Source organism: Lentzea sp. NPDC036949, from assembly GCF_055608075.1.
Map to the genome: position 1 here is coordinate 325,306 of NZ_JBVJRA010000009.1, position 15,559 is coordinate 340,864.

Annotated in this window: 19 protein-coding genes; 6 read left to right on the forward strand and 13 right to left on the reverse strand. The window is 72.1% G+C overall.

Features of this window, described 5'->3' with window-relative positions; genetic code table 11:
• Positions 1–79: 79 nt before the first annotated feature.
• The 3 genes from ACZ7CD_RS25950 to ACZ7CD_RS25960 are packed head-to-tail and all read right to left on the reverse strand — an operon-like array spanning position 80 to position 2,475.
• Positions 80–868, reverse strand: coding sequence for an SIR2 family NAD-dependent protein deacylase (locus ACZ7CD_RS25950; protein WP_470379859.1), 789 nt, complete (start codon positions 866–868; stop codon positions 80–82).
• Positions 865–1,719: a protein-ADP-ribose hydrolase gene (locus ACZ7CD_RS25955; RefSeq protein ID WP_470379860.1), complete on the reverse strand. Its 855-nt coding sequence runs from the start codon at positions 1,717–1,719 to the stop codon at positions 865–867. The genes ACZ7CD_RS25950 and ACZ7CD_RS25955 overlap by 4 nt, the downstream gene beginning before the upstream one ends.
• A 3-nt stretch (positions 1,720–1,722) precedes the next feature.
• Positions 1,723–2,475: a nuclear transport factor 2 family protein gene (locus tag ACZ7CD_RS25960; protein WP_360384914.1), complete on the reverse strand. Its 753-nt coding sequence runs from the start codon at positions 2,473–2,475 to the stop codon at positions 1,723–1,725.
• On the opposite strand from ACZ7CD_RS25960, the gene ACZ7CD_RS25965 reads away from it, so the two are divergent.
• On the forward strand, positions 2,474–3,367 hold the full coding sequence (locus tag ACZ7CD_RS25965) for a helix-turn-helix domain-containing protein (RefSeq protein WP_470379861.1): 894 nt from the start codon (positions 2,474–2,476) through the stop codon (positions 3,365–3,367). The two genes, ACZ7CD_RS25960 and ACZ7CD_RS25965, sit on opposite strands and share 2 nt — an antisense overlap.
• Here the strand turns inward: ACZ7CD_RS25965 and ACZ7CD_RS25970 are convergent.
• The 8 genes from ACZ7CD_RS25970 to ACZ7CD_RS26005 form a co-directional block, all read right to left on the reverse strand.
• Complete coding sequence (locus ACZ7CD_RS25970) at positions 3,344–4,216, reverse strand: aminoglycoside phosphotransferase family protein (protein ID WP_470379862.1); 873 nt, start codon at positions 4,214–4,216, stop codon at positions 3,344–3,346. The genes ACZ7CD_RS25965 and ACZ7CD_RS25970 overlap by 24 nt on opposite strands.
• A 173-nt stretch (positions 4,217–4,389) precedes the next feature.
• Entirely contained in the window at positions 4,390–4,827 is a 438-nt protein-coding gene (locus ACZ7CD_RS25975; RefSeq protein WP_360384920.1) for a winged helix-turn-helix domain-containing protein, read from the reverse strand.
• 10 nt (positions 4,828–4,837) lie between these two features.
• Complete coding sequence (locus ACZ7CD_RS25980; RefSeq protein ID WP_360384922.1) at positions 4,838–5,770, reverse strand: ABC transporter substrate-binding protein; 933 nt, start codon at positions 5,768–5,770, stop codon at positions 4,838–4,840.
• A 12-nt stretch (positions 5,771–5,782) separates the two neighbouring features.
• Positions 5,783–6,532: an amino acid ABC transporter ATP-binding protein gene (locus ACZ7CD_RS25985; protein WP_360384924.1), complete on the reverse strand. Its 750-nt coding sequence runs from the start codon at positions 6,530–6,532 to the stop codon at positions 5,783–5,785.
• Positions 6,529–7,404, reverse strand: a complete 876-nt coding sequence (locus tag ACZ7CD_RS25990) for an amino acid ABC transporter permease (protein ID WP_360384926.1) — start codon at positions 7,402–7,404, stop codon at positions 6,529–6,531. Before ACZ7CD_RS25990 ends, ACZ7CD_RS25985 begins: the two co-directional genes overlap by 4 nt.
• Positions 7,405–7,508: 104 nt before the next feature.
• On the reverse strand, positions 7,509–8,780 hold the full coding sequence (locus ACZ7CD_RS25995; protein WP_470379863.1) for an LLM class flavin-dependent oxidoreductase: 1,272 nt from the start codon (positions 8,778–8,780) through the stop codon (positions 7,509–7,511).
• Positions 8,777–9,640, reverse strand: a complete 864-nt coding sequence (locus ACZ7CD_RS26000; RefSeq protein ID WP_470372273.1) for an LLM class flavin-dependent oxidoreductase — start codon at positions 9,638–9,640, stop codon at positions 8,777–8,779. The genes ACZ7CD_RS25995 and ACZ7CD_RS26000 overlap by 4 nt, the downstream gene beginning before the upstream one ends.
• A gap of 297 nt (positions 9,641–9,937) precedes the next feature.
• Entirely contained in the window at positions 9,938–10,378 is a 441-nt protein-coding gene (locus tag ACZ7CD_RS26005) for an ATP-binding protein (protein WP_360384932.1), read from the reverse strand.
• Between the two features lie 327 nt (positions 10,379–10,705).
• Here ACZ7CD_RS26005 and ACZ7CD_RS26010 point away from each other — a divergent pair, with 327 nt between their 5' ends.
• The 3 genes from ACZ7CD_RS26010 to ACZ7CD_RS26020 all read left to right on the forward strand — a co-directional run bounded on the left by ACZ7CD_RS26010 (position 10,706) and on the right by ACZ7CD_RS26020 (position 12,084).
• Positions 10,706–10,963: a hypothetical protein gene (locus ACZ7CD_RS26010; RefSeq protein ID WP_360384934.1), complete on the forward strand. Its 258-nt coding sequence runs from the start codon at positions 10,706–10,708 to the stop codon at positions 10,961–10,963.
• 172 nt (positions 10,964–11,135) lie between these two features.
• Entirely contained in the window at positions 11,136–11,861 is a 726-nt protein-coding gene (locus ACZ7CD_RS26015) for an anti-sigma factor (RefSeq protein WP_470379864.1), read from the forward strand.
• Positions 11,862–11,901: 40 nt separating this feature from the next.
• Entirely contained in the window at positions 11,902–12,084 is a 183-nt protein-coding gene (locus ACZ7CD_RS26020) for a hypothetical protein (protein WP_470379865.1), read from the forward strand.
• Between the two features lie 66 nt (positions 12,085–12,150).
• Here the strand turns inward: ACZ7CD_RS26020 and ACZ7CD_RS26025 are convergent, their stop codons facing one another.
• Positions 12,151–12,807, reverse strand: a complete 657-nt coding sequence (locus ACZ7CD_RS26025; protein WP_470375233.1) for a fasciclin domain-containing protein — start codon at positions 12,805–12,807, stop codon at positions 12,151–12,153.
• A 228-nt stretch (positions 12,808–13,035) separates the two neighbouring features.
• On the opposite strand from ACZ7CD_RS26025, the gene ACZ7CD_RS26030 reads away from it, so the two are divergent.
• Both ACZ7CD_RS26030 and ACZ7CD_RS26035 read left to right on the forward strand, forming a co-directional pair.
• Complete coding sequence (locus ACZ7CD_RS26030; RefSeq protein ID WP_360400338.1) at positions 13,036–13,500, forward strand: peroxiredoxin; 465 nt, start codon at positions 13,036–13,038, stop codon at positions 13,498–13,500.
• A gap of 44 nt (positions 13,501–13,544) precedes the next feature.
• On the forward strand, positions 13,545–14,183 hold the full coding sequence (locus ACZ7CD_RS26035; protein WP_470379866.1) for a carbonic anhydrase: 639 nt from the start codon (positions 13,545–13,547) through the stop codon (positions 14,181–14,183).
• Positions 14,184–14,429: 246 nt separating this feature from the next.
• Here the strand turns inward: ACZ7CD_RS26035 and ACZ7CD_RS26040 are convergent, their stop codons facing one another.
• Positions 14,430–15,407 carry an L-threonylcarbamoyladenylate synthase gene (locus tag ACZ7CD_RS26040; RefSeq protein ID WP_470372439.1) on the reverse strand — a complete coding sequence of 326 codons (978 nt, stop codon included), beginning with the start codon at positions 15,405–15,407 and terminating at the stop codon, positions 14,430–14,432.
• Positions 15,408–15,559: the final 152 nt, after the last annotated feature.

Here is a 15,559-nt window from a genome sequence, read left to right on the forward strand (position 1 = left end):
GGTCCGACCGCTCGTCCGCGCGAAACACCCGCGTGATCCCGGTCGATGCCGCCAGTTCGTCGAACGGGAGCCGAGCTCCTCAGGCCAGCACCTCCGCGACGTCGGCCCGGATCGACGCCGACCGCCCGGCCAGGTCGCCGGGCACCTCCGCGTGGTCGCGGTTGATCCGCACCAGCCGTGCGTGCGGAAGACCGCGCACCAGCGACTCCACCGGCCGGCGGATCACGGTGGGCGTGCTGAACCCGGCCCCGATCTCGACGACGACCAGCTTCCCCGCCGCCGCCAGCCACTCGCGCAGACGGGTGCCGTCCGGCTCGTAGTGGTCGGGCACGTACTCGGGTCCCTTGTGCACGTTGAGGAACACCGCACCGCCACATCGCGGGCACGCCGGGACCGCCGAGGTCTCCCCGGTGTCCGGGTCGTACGCCGCCAGTGCCGCCTCCACGACCGGCCGGCTCTCCCAGGTTTCACGGGTGCACGGCGTTTCGCACTGGTAGCGCCCGTAGTCGCCCTGCGGTGACCAGACGTCGGCGAAACCGTTGCGCGCGAACAAACCGTCCACGTTGGAGGTGAGGACGAAGTTGTCCTTCCCGCCGACGACCTCGCGCAGCCGGGTGTAGACCGGGTTCGGTGCCGGGGCGAAGCGGATGTCGTCGACGTGCACCGCCCAGTAGCCCCACAGCAGCCGTGGCGGCAGCGGCAGCCCGATGAGCTGGTAGCGGGTCCGCAGCCCAGTGCGGTGCAGCACGGGGAACAGCTCGGCGAACCGCTCGGTGTCGGAGTAGTCGTACCCGGCCGCCGCCGACAGCCCCGCACCCGCCGCGACCAGCACCCGGTCCGCGTCGTCGAGCCAGCGTTCCCAGGTCATCGCAACGCCTTCCGGTAGGCCGTGTCGTCGTCGCCGCTGAAGGTCGTGAAGACGACGCGGTCGAGTCGCCCGGGGTGGGCGGCGAGCCAGTCGCGGACGACCTCGACGGCGATGTGCGCCGCCGGCTGTTTGGGGAAACCGAAGATGCCGGTGCTGATCGCGCAGAACGCGAGCGTGCGGATCGTGCCGACCTCGGCGGCCAGGTCGAGGCACGACCGGTACGCGTCGGCCAGGGCCTGTTCGTGCGCGGGCTTGACGGTGCCGCGCACGATCGGCCCGACGGTGTGCAGCACGAACCGCGCCGGCAGGTGGTAACCGCGGGTGATCTTCGCGAGGCCCGTGGGTTCCGGTGCGGCCTGCGCGGCCATGATGCGGTGGCAGTCCTCGCGCAGCCGCGGGCCGGCGGCGGCGTGGATCGCGTTGTCGACGCACTGGTGCATCGGCTGGAAGCAGCCCAGCAGGGCGTCATTCGTGGCGTTGACGATCGCGTCGGCCCTGAGCAATGTGATGTCGCCGCGCCACACGGCGATCGGTGCGGCCAGCCCGCCCGCGTCGGCAGGCGCGCTCTGCTCGCGTTCACCGCCGAGGACCGCGTCGAGCACCGCCTGCAGGTCGGGAGCGACCGGGGCGGGTTCGCGCACGGTCAGCAGCGACCGCAGCAGCAGGCGGCGTTCGGCGGGACCGCGCGGGAGGGTGGGGCGACCCACCCGCGGGTCCTCGCCGAGCAGCCGCAGCGCGAGCCCGGTCAGCCCGTCGAGGTGACGGGCCGGTGCGGGCGGGCGGAGCGGGTGGAACGGTTCGTCGAGCGCGACCGCGTCCCGGTAGTCGCGCAACGGCAGTGCGGTGATCACGGCTCAGAACAGGCCGTTGCCGTGCGGGAGCTCCGCGGGCACCGGGGTGATCACGTCCCAGTGCTCGACGATCCGGCCGTCCGCTACCCGGAACAGGTCCCAGTACGCGACCGGCTCGCCGAACTCGCCCTCGGACTGCAGCAGCACCAGGTCGCCCTCGGCCACGACCCGGTGCACGGTCTTGTAGACGAGGTGGCGGCCCTGCTCGGCCCACCGCGCGGCGGCGGCGCCGAACCCGTCGAGCCCGTCGGCGGCCTCGGGGTTGTGCTGCAGGTAGGTCTCGGTGGAGATGTAGTCGGTGAGCACGGAGTAGTCGGCGTCCTGCAGCACGCGCTGCGCGAACTCGGCGACCAACGCGCGGTTGTGCTCGGTGCCGGTGCCGGCGGGCCCCGCCGGACCGTCCGTCTGGGACCGTCCGCTCACCGTCGGATCGACGACCGGCGTGAGCGCGTCCCAGTGCTCGGCGAGCTTGCCGTCCTCGACCCGGAACAGGTCGAACGCGACCAGCGGCTGCGGCCCGAAGCCGTGGTAGACGCCGTGCAGCGCAACGAGATCGCCGTCGGCGACCACACGGGCCGGTTCGTAGCGGAAGCCGTCCGGCAGGCTCGCGACGAGCCCGCGCAACGCCTCGGGTCCGTCGCCGATGAGCGCGCTGTGCTGGCGGTAGTCCGGTGCGACCCAGCGGTCCACAGCGGACGGGTCCCTGTCGCCGAACAGCTCGCCGGTGGCCTTGAGCACGAGTTCCTTGGTGTCCATGCGGAGAACTCTGCCGCTCCGGCAGCCGCCGGACGAGGTAGGATCCGGCTTCACCATGGTCAGAAGTGGACAGCTTGCCGAGTTCGGCTTCAGCAACCCCGACCGGCCGAGGCTGGGGCTGGAGGTGCTGGACCTCGCGCAGCTTCGCGGCAGGCTCAGCGAGAACACCCTGCTCCAGGTGCACAGGACCGACTTCCACCAGCTCTTCGCGATCACCGCCGGGCGGGGTTCGTGCATGGTCGATTTCGTGGACCACCCGTGCGCGCCGGGCACCGTGCTGCACGTCAGCCCCGGCCGGGTGCTGCGGTTGCCTGCCGGGGCGTTGAAGGCGCACGCCGTGCTGTTCACGCCCGCGTTCCCGCCGCCGCTGGACGGCGCCCGGCCGTTGCTCAGCCCGTTCGGCCCGGTGCGGTGGCAGGTGCCGGCCGGTGACCGGGCCGCGCTGGACCGGTCGGCCCGCGACCTGCGTGCCGAGTACCGGCGGGTGGTCGGGTCCGGTGAGCCGGTCGACCTGCTGCGCCAGCTCGCGGGCGTGCTCCTGCTGCGGGTCGCCCGGCTGCCCGCGGACACCGGCGGACCCGGCGACCCGCGGTTCGAGCGGTTCCAGCAGGAGCTGGAGCGGTCGTTCGCCCGCAGCCGCAACGCCGCCGACTACGCGGCGCGGGTCGGCTACTCGCTGCGCGGCCTGAACCGGATCTGCGTCGCGGCGACCGGCCGTTCGGCCAAGGCGCTGATCGACGCGCGGGTGGCGTTGGAGGCCAAGCGCCTGCTGGTGCACACCGACCTGTCGGCGGCGGCGATCGGGCACCGGCTGGGGTTCAGCGAGGCCACGAACTTCGCGAAGTTCTTCACCCGCGAGGCGGGCGTGTCACCCGGCGCGTTCCGCCAGTAGCTGCTCGATCGTCCTGCTCGCGATCCCGGCGAGGAACGGGTTGGTGTCGCGGTAGTACGGCAGCGCGAGCACGGCCAGGTGCAGCGCCCAGCCGCGTGCGCGGGCCCAGGTGGCGTCGTCGAACTCGGCCAGCTCGCGCCGGAACGCCCTGCGGCCGCGGTCGTCGAGGTAGAGCCAGGCCGTCATGAGGTCCGCCGCGGGGTCACCGACACCGGCGGCGCCCCAGTCGATCACGCCGGTCAGCACCCCGCCGGTGAACAGCAGGTTGCCCTCGTGCAGGTCGGCGTGCAGCCAGCGGGCCGGCCGGTCCCAGCGCGGCGCGGCGAGCGCCTCCTCCCACAGGGCGACCAGCCGCGGGTCACCGCCCAGCTCCGCGATGCACCGGCGCACCGCTTCGTCGTCACGCGCGGCGTCCGTTCGCCCGCGGTAGTCGGTCCACGGCCGCCCGGTGGCTTCGATGTCGTGCAACGCGTGGACCAGTTCGGCCAGGCGGAACGGGGTGTCGCGGGCGACGGCCTCGACCGGTGCGGTGGTGCCGCCGAGCCAGCGCACCACCGACCACTGCGCCGGGTAGCGCTCGGTGGGTTCCCCGAGTGCGAGCGGTTCCGGCACGGCGACCGGGAGGTGCGGTGCGACCACGGGAACGGTGGCGGCCTCCTTGTCCGCGTCGTCCCTGGACCACTCGCGCCGCGGCAGCCGCACGGCCAGCTCGTCGCCGAGCCGGTACATCGCGTTGCTGGTGCCGCCGTCCCCGACCGCGCGGATCGGCAACCCGTGCCAGTGCGGGAACTGCGCGCGGACCAGTTCGTCCACGAGGGACACGTCCGTGGCGATCACGCCGTCGAGCATCGACCAACTCCCCCAGCGACCCGGTGTGCCGATGCAACACCGGGGCCGCCGGGGAGAGCAACCGATTTAGCACCGGAACCAGAGCGCGCCCCCTCTGGAACCGGCGATTCGTGGTGGCCGGGTGAACGGCGAAGCGGTGGCCTCCCGCAGCGGCACCGGGAGGCCACCGGGTCTCATCCCGCGCGGCGGTCGGCCAGCCGCACGACGTCCGCGGCGCGTTCGACCCGCACCCGCCCCGCGGCCACCAGGTAGCCGACGCCGCGCACGGTCTGGACCACCTCACCGGCGGCACCGAGCTTCTGCCGCACGCGGCGCACGTGGACGTCGACCGTGCGGCCACCGCTGTGGTCGTCGTCGACGCCCCACACCGCGGACATCAGCTCGCGGCGGCGGTGCACCCGGTCGGGGTGCTCGCACAGGTGCAGCAGCAGGTCGAACTCCAGCCGGGTCAGCTCGATCGTCCTGCCCTGGAAGACGACCTGCCGGGCGTGCGGCAGGATCCGCACGTCGGGGTCGGGTTCCGCGGTCACCAGGCCCACGTCCTTCAACGCCCCGAGCAGCCGCGCCGCGGCCTGGTCGTCGTCGGTCTCGATGGTCAGCACAAGTCGCACGACAGCCCTCTCACGACGTCTTCGGCAGGCCGGGAGGGTTGACCTCCGAGGTCGGCACCGCCTCGTCGGCCAGTCCCCAGCGCTTCAGCACCTCCGCGTACTTGCCGTTCGCGATCAGCTGGTTGAGCGCCTCCTGCACGGGGACGACCAACCCGTTGCCCTTCAGCGTGGTCACCGCGATCTTGCCCTGCACCGCGGCGCCGCCGGAGAAGGTGCCGATCACCTCGGTCTGCCCGGACACCGCCGCGTGGTAGGCGGCGGTGGGGTTCGGGCCGAGGTAGGCGTCGATGCGGCCGGACTGCAGCGCCAGGTAGTAGTCGGAGGAGTTCTGGAAGTACTTGACGTCGGTGGCCTTCAGGCCGTCCGCCACGTTCCTGGTGCTCCAGTCGACGAGGATCTTCTCCTGGTTCGTGCCGGAGGTCACCGCGATCACCTTGCCCGCGACGTCCTTCGGCTCCCGCACCTTCCAGGTGCCGCCCTTCTTCGCCTCGAACGCGAGCGTGTCGAGCCGGTAGGTGGCGAAGTCGTACTTCTCCTTGCGGGCCTCGGTCACCGTGATGTTCGACAGGCCCACGTCCACGGCACCGCTGTCGATGCCGACGAACAGGTTCTCCCACGACGAGGTCTCCAGCCGCGGTCTGAGCCCCAGCACGTCCGCGACGAGGTGGGCGATGTCGGTCTCCACCCCGATCACCGTCCGGTCGTCGGTGGCGTAGAACCGCAGTGGCGGCGCTGTGCCCGTCGATCCGCCGACCACCAGCTCACCCCGGGAGCGGAACTCCTCCGGCACCTTGGCGGCGATCTTGTCGTCCTTCGCCGCCGTGACCCGGTTCTGGTCGGGACCCAGGCTGACGCTCAGGCCCGACACGGTGGCGGGCTCGCTCTCCGCCGTTCCACAGGCCGCCAGCACCAGCACCAGACCGGCGAGAAGTGACTTGCGCACAACAGACTCCCTTCACAGCACCTTGGACAGGAAAGCGCGGGTGCGCTCGTGGACCGGGTGGTCGAGCACCTGCGCCGGCGGGCCCTCCTCGACGACCACTCCCCCGTCGAGGAAGACGACGCGGTCGGCCACCTCGCGGGCGAAACCGACCTCGTGGGTGACGACGACCATCGTGGTGCCGGAGCGGGCCAGGTCGCGCAGCACGTCGAGGACCTCGCCGACCAGCTCGGGGTCGAGCGCGGAGGTGGGTTCGTCGAACAGCACGACCTTCGGCCGGGTGGCCAGCGCGCGGGCGATCGCGACCCGTTGCTGCTGGCCGCCCGAGAGCTGCCGCGGGTACGCGTCCTCCTTGTCCGCCAGGCCGACCCGCGCGAGCAGGGCGCGTCCCTCCGCGTGGATCTCGTCGCGCGCCCGGCCGTGGGCGAGCGGCGCCTCGACGACGTTCTGCAGCGCGGTCAGGTGCGGGAAGAGGTTGAAGTTCTGGAACACGAACCCGATCTGCGCGCGTTGCCGGAGCACCTCGCGCTCCTTGAGCTCGTACAGCCTGCGCCCGGAGCGCCGGTAGCCGACCAGCGCGCCGTCGATGCTGATGAACCCGCGGTCGACCTTCTCCAGGTGGTTGATCGTCCGCAGCAGCGTCGACTTGCCGGAACCCGACGGGCCCAGCACCACCACGACCTCGCCGGCCGCGACCTCCAGCGACACCCCGCGCAGCACCTCGGTGGCGCCGAAGCTCTTGTGCACGCCCAGCACCTCGATCACCGGCGGGCTCCTCGCGCGAAGTACCGCTCGACGTGGTGCTGACCGATCGAGAGCAGCGTGGTCAGGACGATGTACCAGACGGTCGCGACCATCAGCAGGGCCACGACCCGCGCGTTGCGGCCGTAGATCACCTGCACCTGGTAGAACAGCTCGCCGATCGCCATCACCGAGACGACCGAGGTGCCCTTGAACAGGCTGATCACCTCGTTGGCCGCGTTGGGCAGGATGGCGCGCATCGCCTGCGGCAGAACGATCCTGCGCAGCTGCCGGGACCTGGGGATGCCCAGTGCGGCCGCGGCTTCCAGCTGGCCAGGCTCGACCGAGATCACGCCGGAGCGCACGATCTCGGCGGCGTAGGCGGCCTGGTGCAGCGCGAGGCCGAGGACGGCGGCGCCCATCGGGCTGATCAGCTGCACGGTCTCGAAGGAGTACAGCTCCGGGCCGAACGGGATGCCGACCGACAACCGCTGGTAGAGGTAGGAGATGTTGAACCAGAACAACAACTGCACGATCAGCGGGATCGACCGGAACGCCCACACGTACGTCCAGCCGACGCCCTGCAGGAACGGGCTGCGGGACAACCGCAGCAGCGCCACCGCGATGCCCAGCGCGAAGCCGAGCACCGTCCCGAGCACGGTGAGCACGATCGTGGTGCCCACCGCGCGCAGGACGGACTCGGCGGTGAAGTAGCGGGCGAACGTCGGCCAGTCCCAGCCCGGGTTGGTGACCAGGCCGTGCACGAACTGGGCGACGAGGACCAGCACGACCGCGACGCCCACCCACCGCCACGGGTGGCGGGCCGGCACGACCGACAGGGCAGCCAGATCGTCCGATCTGTCCTTTGTGGACGGTGGAGCGAGAGCAGAGGACATGGCGGGTCCTTGTCGGCCGGGTGGGTCAGAACGGGGCGCGTGGCGCGGAACTCACCGTAGGTACCGGCCGATCAGGGGAGCAAGGGCGTCCACGTGGTGAACAACTATCGGACACCGAGGTGATCGCGCAGTGTCGGGCCGGTGTAGTCGGTGCGGAAGACACCGCGCTCCTGCAACAGCGGCACCACCGTGTCGGCGAACTCGTCGAGCCCGCCGGGGGTCACGTGCGGCACCAGGATGAAGCCGTCCGCCGCGTCCTGCTGCACCAGGTCGTCGATCTGCGCGGCGACGCTCGCCGCCGACCCGGTGAACGTCTGCCGCGCGCTCACGTCGATCACCAGGTCGCGGATCGACAGGTTCTTCGCCGCGGCCTTCTCCCGCCACTCGCGCACGGTGGCGGCGGGGTCCTTGAACATCCGCACGCTGGCCCGGCCGCGCGCGATGGTGTTCTCGCCGACGAGCGGCTCGACCTCGGGCAGCGGCCCGTCCGGGTCGTAGGAGCTCAGGTCGCGGTTCCAGACCTGTTCGAGGAACCGGATCGCGGTCGCGCCGCTGACCTGCTGACGCCGCACCACGGCTGCCTTCTCCTGCGCGTCGGCGTCGGTGTCGCCGAGCACGAACGTGGCCGCGGGCAGGATCTTCAGCTGCTCCGGTGACCGCCCGTACCGCGCGAGCCGCCCCTTGACGTCGCGGTAGAACCGCTGCCCCTCCTCCAGGGTGGCGTAGCGGGAGAAGATGGCGTCCGCGGTGGCGGCGGCGAACTCGCGGCCCTCCTCCGAGTCACCGGCCTGCAGGATCACCGGACGGCCCTGGGGCGAGCGGGGCACGCCGAACGTGCCGCTGATGTCGAAGTGCCGGTCCCGGTGCTCGAACGCGCCGACGCCGGTGTCGAAGAGCTTCCAGGCCGTGCGCAGGAACGACTCGGCCCTGCTGTAGCGGTCCTCCTGGGCCAGGAAGCCGCCGCGGCGGAAGTTCTCGCCGGTGAACGCGTCCCACGACGTGACGACGTTCCACGCCGCCCGCCCGTCCGACAGGTGGTCGAGCGAGGCGAACTGCCGCGCCACCTCGTAGGGTTCGTTGAACGTCGAGTTGATCGTGCCGGCGAGCCCGAGCCGGTCGGTGACGGCCGCGAGCGCCGCCAGCACGGTGAACGTGTCCGGCCGGCCGACCACGTCCAGGTCGTAGATCTGCCCGCCCTGCTCGCGCAGCCGCAGTCCCTCCGCCAGGAAGAAGAAGTCGAACTTCGCCCGTTCCGCCGTCTGCGCCAGGTGGACGAACGACGAGAACTCGATGTGGCTGCCGGCCTGCGGGTCGCTCCAGACCGTGGTGTTGTTCACGCCGGGGAAGTGCGCGGCGAGGTGGATCTGCTTGGTCATCGCGCGCTCCCTGCGGCGTAGCGGTTCTCCGGACGGGCCAGGCCGAGGTGCCCGCGCAGTGTCGTGTGCTCGTACTCGGTGCGGAACACCCCGCGCTCCCGCAGCCGCGGGACCAGCTCGCGGGTGACCGTGTGCAGGTCGCCGTGCAGCCGGAACCCGGCGAAGCCCTCCTCCTGCCAGTGCAGCAGCTCGTCGGGCGTCACCGTGGCGTCGACGTCCCGGTACACGAGCCGGTCGGACGCGGAGGCGTTGTCGGAGAACACGATGTCCGCGAACCCCGGCTCGGTCGCGGCCACCGGCGGGTGGCCCTGCGGCGGCCGCGGCGTGATCGACGGGCCGCGGACGCTGAACCACCTGCCCTCGAAGTCGATGTGGTGCAGCTTCTCCCGGTCGATGAACCGCCCGGTGGCGACGTCGCGGATCTCCGCGTCGTCCTCCCAGCTGTCCCACAACCGCCGCAGCACCTCTGCGTAGTCGGCGGCCTCCTCCCACAGCTCGTCAGCCGTGCCGACGTCTCGCCGCCCGAAGTGCCCGGCGTGCACCGGATCGGGCGCGACGTCGAGCAACACGCCGCCGCGTCCGCCGCTCACGTGGTCCAGCGTCGCAACCGCCTTCGACACGTGGAACGGCTCGGTGTGCGTGACGACCGCGGTGGGCAGCAGCCCGATCCGGCTGGTCAGCGGTGCGACCCGAGCGGCGATCAGCACCGCGTCGAGCCCCGGTGCGCCACCGAGCGCGTCGTCGAACGTCACGAAGTCCAGCTTGGCGTCCTCCGCCTCGCGCACGAGCCCCGCCCAGTACCGCGCGGTGAGCTCGCCGGTCACGGGCAGTGCGACGGCCAGGTGCAGTGGTGCGACCACCGGTCCCCCTCTCGTCGGGTCCTCGCAGTCTGGCCGCGCGGGAGGGGGCCGCGCTGTGACGGCCACCAGGTGAGAAGGATCGCGTGATCGGGAATATTTCGACGCTTGCGCGCTCCCCGTCCGGTGTCGCGGTCTTGCGCATGTCGACTCGAAAGGGCGTGTGCGCCCTCGCGCTGGGAGCGGGCTTGCGGCTCGCTGGGCGGAAGTCGAGGCGCACAACGACAAAGGTTTCGCGCCGACGTTCGCGGTCGGCACCAACGGCGTGCGGAGCCCGCTCGCCGACCGGGTGCGCGGCGACTACGGCGCCTGGCCGGGCCGGGGGTCCTGGGCGGTGTCCCGGCCGGCGGGAACGGTGGCGAACACCGTCTTGCCCCCGGCGGCCAGCGGCCTGGTGCCCCACTCGCCGGCGAGCCCGTCGATCATCACGATGCCCCGGCCCCGGTCGCCGCCCAGTCGTGAGGACCCGTGCACGGGCGGCAGCGCGGAGTCGTCGTCGACCTCGACGACGACCTCGCCGGACGTCTTGTCGAGGAAGACCCGCAGCCGGCCGGTGCCGGACGTGTGGTCCAGGACGTTGCAGACCAGCTCCGTCACGACCAGCAGGACGTCGAAGCGGTGCCGTTCGCCGAGGTCGGCCAAGACCTCGGCGACGCTCTCCCGCAGCTCCGGGGTGGCGGTCTCGGGCGTGACGGGCAGGTCCAGGACGAGCAACAGCGGATCTTCGTCGGCGGGCGCCACGGAAGCCTCCAGATGACCACGCTCGGAACCACCGGAGGACTCCGTCGCGCTACCTGCGACCAGCGGCAAAGCCAGACGACCCCACCCTAGCCCCCGTACGGTCGTCCGGCCGATCGCACGCGGTTGCGCGGAAGTCCGCGGCGCGTGGGGTAGGGTCGGGATCGTTGGGGTTCCAGTTGCCGGCATCCAGCCGCCGCGGACCCCTCCTGCCCGGTCCGGCGCTGTACCTCCGGCCGGAGATTGGAGCACCGGCTTGTCGCCGGATCGCCCGCACGACCTGCTCGCACCGCTCCTCCCGGGTACCTCGTCGGTCGGGCAGGTGCGCTCATGACCCGACCCGACAGCACCAAGGGAGCAGCCGTCTGCTTCGCCGAGGCCCGCGTCGCCGCGGAACACGCGGAGGCCGCTCAGCAGCGCCAGGCCGCGCGCCGGGTGGCGGAGCACTCCCGTGACGTGGACGACTGCCGCGACCTGCTGCTGATGCTGGGCCTGGCGGCCGCCGCCGGCTCCCGTTCCGCTCGCCAGGACCGCGTCCAGGCGTTCCCGGGCGTCTCCTCGGAGGCGTCCGCGCTGACCAGCCCGTGAAATTCGAGGTCTGGTCCGGCCTGAAGGAACCGCAGGCCGTGACCGTCCACGTTCTCCAGGGCTGACCACAGGGCGGTGCACCTCCCGGGGTGCACCGCCTTCGTGCTCACTCCACTTCGGACTCCGGTGCGGCGGCAGCAATCCGATCACCGGACGGCTTCGAAGAACGGTCGTGAAATCGGGACGACCACGTGCGATCAACCCGCACCTGCTGACCGGTGCTCACGCACTCGGCGCGCTGCCCGACGCCGAGCGGGCCTCGTTCGAGGCGCACCTGGACCGGTGCCCGGCCTGCACGGACGAGGTGACCGGCCTGCGGGGCACTGCCGCACGACTCGGCCTCGCCGCAAGCCAGACCGTCCCCGTCGCCCTGCGGCCACGGGTGCTGGACGCGGTCGGCCAGGTCCGGCAGGTGCCGCCGTTCTCCGAGGTCAGGTCCGAGCTCTCCCGGCGCCAAGGCCTGCGGCGGGCCGCGGCGATCATCTCGGTCGCGTGCGCGGCCGCCGCCGTCGTGGGCGGTGTGCACGGTGCGCTGACCCCGGAGACCACCACCGCCGTCGCCGTGTCGCCGCACTCCGCGACGGGCGACCTGCTGGCGGCACCGGACCTGCGGCTCGTCACCGCACCGGCGTGCACCGCGGCGATCTCGCAGAGCCGTGACGCGATGCTGTTCATGGCCGATGACCTGCGCACCCTGCCCCGCGATCGGGCGTACCAGCTGTGGCTGGTCGACCGCCACGGGCCCCGATCGGCGGGCGTGCTGCGCGCACCGGCTCGGTCGGCGTCGATGCTCGTCACCGGGATCGCGGGAGCCCGCGAGGCCCTGCTCACCGTCGAGCCGGCCGGCGGGTCACCGAGCCCGACCAGCGCCGCCGTTCTCACCGTCGCCCTGGCCTGACCCGCCAATCCGGTGCGCTCGGCGCACCGAATCCCGGGGCGTGACCGATCGCGTCCTCGCCGTCTTCGACGACCTCGACGCCTGCGTCATCACGAGGTCGGCGCGGCTGCTGAACCCCGGCGCCGTGATCGTGGTGCACCTGCGCGAACCGGCGAACCGGCCGCTGTTCCGGCTCTCCGACGCGACGACGGTCCACATCGGACCGTTCGACGAGCGGACATGAGGGAACTCCGGGAACCGCCTGTGACAGCGCGGTTCCCGGAGTCGCGGTACTGCTGCTCTGGAGATGTCAGGCAGGCAGCAGGACCGTGTCGATGAGGTACACGGTCGCGTTCGCGGTCTTCACGCCGCCGCAGATCACGTTGGCGTCGTTGGCCTTGATCGCGTTACCGGAACCGGACACCTTCACCACGCCGCCCTCGACCGTCTTCTGGTCGCCGGCGATCTTGTCCGGCGCGATCTGGCCGGGCACCACGTGGTAGGTCAGGATCTTGGTCAGCAGGGCGTCGTCGGTCTTGAGCTTCTCGATCGTCGCGGCGTCGATCTTCGCGAACGCCGAGTCGACCGGCGCGAACACGGTGAACTCGGCGCCGTTGAGCGTCGAGACCAGGTCGACCTTCGGGTTGAGCTTGCCGGACACGGCGCTGACCAGCGTCGTGAGCAGCGGGTTGTTGCTCGCGGCGACGGCGACCGGATCGGCGGCCATGCCCGCGACGGAACCGGCACCCGACGGCACCTGCTTCGCGTAGTCGGCACAGCCGGGGCCGACGAGGTTCGAGGCCGGGTTGGCCATCGCCGACGAGGACGGCGGTGCCATCGAGGTCGCCGACGTGGTCGCGGTGGTGGAGCTCGAGCTGGCCATGTCACCCGAGCCACAGGCCGCACCGAAGAGGGCGAGCGAGGCGGCGCCGACGGCCAGGACGGTCTTGCGGACGGTCTTGTTCATGACGGGACATCTCCAAGGGGTTTCGAGCAGTTGATGTGAGTAGTTCGCACCGCACGGCCGATCGGATGGGTGCGGTTATCGGTTCGTTACCGAAGAATCCGCAAATCGCGCGTGACCTGCACAAATGAGTTTTTCGTCCACAGTGGACATACAACCGGCGTGGAATCCCGTCTGTCATGCACTCTTCCGTGGACCAATCCATACTCGGTACGGACCCGAAGACCCCAGGTGGAACAAGGAGACATCGCACCCGACTTCACCCTCACCGACGACAACGGCGAACCGCGCACCCTGTCGGCCTTCCTGGCCACGGGCCCGGTCGTGCTGTTCTTCTACCCCGCGGCGATGACCGGCGGCTGCACCGAGGAGAGCTGCCACTTCCGCGACCTGGCGGCGGAGTTCGGCGAGGTCGGCGCACACCGGATCGGCATCAGCCCGGACACCGTGTCCAAACAGCGCACGTTCGCCACCACCTACGGCTTCGACTACCCGCTTCTGTCCGATGCGGACGGTGCGGTCGCGAAGCAGTTCGGCGTGTGGCGGCGGTTCAGCCCGCTGCGCGCGAAGCGGCGCACGTTCGTCATCGACATCGACCGCACGGTGCTCCGCCTGATCAAGGGCGAGCTGAACTTCACCGTTCACGCCGACGAGGCCCTCGCGGTCCTGCGAACGCGCGCGGCCGAGATGTCTTGACCCGGCCAGTCGGCACGGCGCCGGATTTCACCTAGTCTGTGATCATGGCCGAGCTGACCTCCCCGACGCCCCAGGAAGCCTTCGAGTTGCTGCTGTCGGGCAACCACCGGTTCGTCGCCGGTACGCCCGAGCACCCGAACCAGGACGCGACCCGCCGCACCGAGATCGCACCGGCGCAGCGCCCGTTCGCCGTGCTGTTCGGGTGCTCGGACTCGCGACTGGCCGCCGAGATCATCTTCGACCGCGGTCTGGGCGACCTGTTCGTGGTCCGCACAGCGGGCCACGTCGTCGGTGCCGAGGTGATCGGCAGCGTCGAGTACGGCGTGGACGTGCTGGACTGCCCGCTCGTCGTGGTCCTCGGCCACGACGCCTGCGGTGCGGTCGCCGCCGCCTGCGCGGCCCTCGACGAGGGCGCGGTGCCCGCCGGGTACATCCGCGACGTCGTCGAACGGGTGACCCCCAGCGTGCTGGCGGCACGCGCCGCCGGCCGCGTGGAGGCCGACGAGGTCCTCGCCGAACACGTCAGCCGCACCGTGGACCTGCTGCTCGACCGCTCCCGCCTGCTCGCCGACCGGGTCGCCGCAGGCAAGGCGGCCGTCGTCGGCCTCTGCTACCGGCTCGCCGACGGCAGCGCACGCCTGGTCGCGGCGCGTGGGCTGGACGTTCCGGTCACGGCGAACTAGCCACGACCGCCGGTGGGACTCCTGCAGTTGGGGCGTCCTGCTGTCGGCGGGAGTCCTGCGGTTAGGGCGTCCGTCACGACGGCATGGCCCGGTGTCGGCGGGAGTCACGCGACCAGGGCATCCCGCCACCGACCGGACTCACGCGGCCTGGGGCGTCCCCGTCACAGCGGACATCCGCCGCCGACTGGACGCCCCGCCATGAGCCGAACTCCCGCCACGTCCGCGTCCACCCCCGGCCGCGCCGCCTCAGTCGGTCGGCCGGGGTCCTGCGGCACGGTGCAGCCGGTTGGCGATGGCGAGCCCCAGTCCGGCCTCCTCCGGCGGTGAGGCCACGACGACGTCGCAGTCCCGCTGGTCGAGCTCCCGCAGGAAGCCGTACAGCCCCCGCGCGTAGGCGGCGTCCGAGTCGGGGACGCGCACCACGGCGTGCACGTCCGGCTCGGCACCGGCGTAGGACGCGGGCACCAGCACCCCCACCCGGTGCCCCATGCCCTGCACGAGCTCCGCCTCGGCGACGACCTGCTCCGGCTCGACGAGGACGACCCGTGCCCGCGGCGCGTAGTGCGAGGGGTGCTGGCCCGGCACCCGGACGCTGCTGGTCGAGTGCACCGCCACGGGCACGCCCAGCACCTCTTCGAGCTCCTCCCGGGTCACGCCGCCGGGCCGGAGCACGCTCGGGACGTCACCGGTGGCGTCGACGATGGTCGACTCGACGCCGACCGCGCAGGGGCCGCCGTCCAGGACGAGGTCGACGGCGTCGCCGAGCTCCGCGCGGACGTGGTCGGCCGTGGTGGGGCTGACCGAGCCGAAGCGGTTCGCGGAGGGGGCCGCCACGCCGCCGCCGAACGCCGAGAGCAGCGCCAGCGCCACGGGGTGGTCGGGCACGCGCAGGGCCACCGTCTCCAGGCCGCCCGTCGCCTCCAGCGGTACTCGGGCACCGCGGCGCAGGACCAGCGTCAGCGGTCCCGGCCAGAACCGCTCCGCCAGCAGCCGCGCGGTGGCGGGCACGTCCTCCGCCCAGTCGGCCAACTGGCCGGCGCTGCCGATGTGGACGATCAGCGGGTGCGTGGGCGGGCGGCCCTTGGCCTCGAACACGCGGCGCACCGCGGCCGGGTCCTCGGCGTTCGCGCCCAGGCCGTAGACGGTCTCCGTGGGAAGGGCCACCAGGCCTCCGGCGCGGAGCACGCCGACCGCCTTCTCGATGTCGTTGGTTCCTGCTGACACCGGACGATCCTCCCACCCGGCGCGACCTCACCCCGCGGCACGGGTGGAGGCGGGGGGCGCGGCCTGCCGGTCACGCCCCCGCCGATGTCGACCGCCCGACGCCCCGGTCCACCGGCGCCTGACGGGACTCCTCTCACCGCACGCGGCGAGAA

Coding starts and splice junctions, on each gene's coding strand:
- ACZ7CD_RS25965 (WP_470379861.1), top strand. CDS start 2,474: ATGCGGAGAACTCTGCCGCTCCGGCAGCCGCCGGACGAGGTAGGATCC.
- ACZ7CD_RS25995 (WP_470379863.1), bottom strand. CDS start 8,780: ATGACCAAGCAGATCCACCTCGCCGCGCACTTCCCCGGCGTGAACAAC.
- ACZ7CD_RS26025 (WP_470375233.1), bottom strand. CDS start 12,807: ATGAACAAGACCGTCCGCAAGACCGTCCTGGCCGTCGGCGCCGCCTCG.
- ACZ7CD_RS25970 (WP_470379862.1), bottom strand. CDS start 4,216: ATGCTCGACGGCGTGATCGCCACGGACGTGTCCCTCGTGGACGAACTG.
- ACZ7CD_RS25950 (WP_470379859.1), bottom strand. CDS start 868: ATGACCTGGGAACGCTGGCTCGACGACGCGGACCGGGTGCTGGTCGCG.
- ACZ7CD_RS26035 (WP_470379866.1), top strand. CDS start 13,545: ATGGCCGAGCTGACCTCCCCGACGCCCCAGGAAGCCTTCGAGTTGCTG.
- ACZ7CD_RS26010 (WP_360384934.1), top strand. CDS start 10,706: ATGACCCGACCCGACAGCACCAAGGGAGCAGCCGTCTGCTTCGCCGAG.
- ACZ7CD_RS25960 (WP_360384914.1), bottom strand. CDS start 2,475: ATGGACACCAAGGAACTCGTGCTCAAGGCCACCGGCGAGCTGTTCGGC.
- ACZ7CD_RS25990 (WP_360384926.1), bottom strand. CDS start 7,404: ATGTCCTCTGCTCTCGCTCCACCGTCCACAAAGGACAGATCGGACGAT.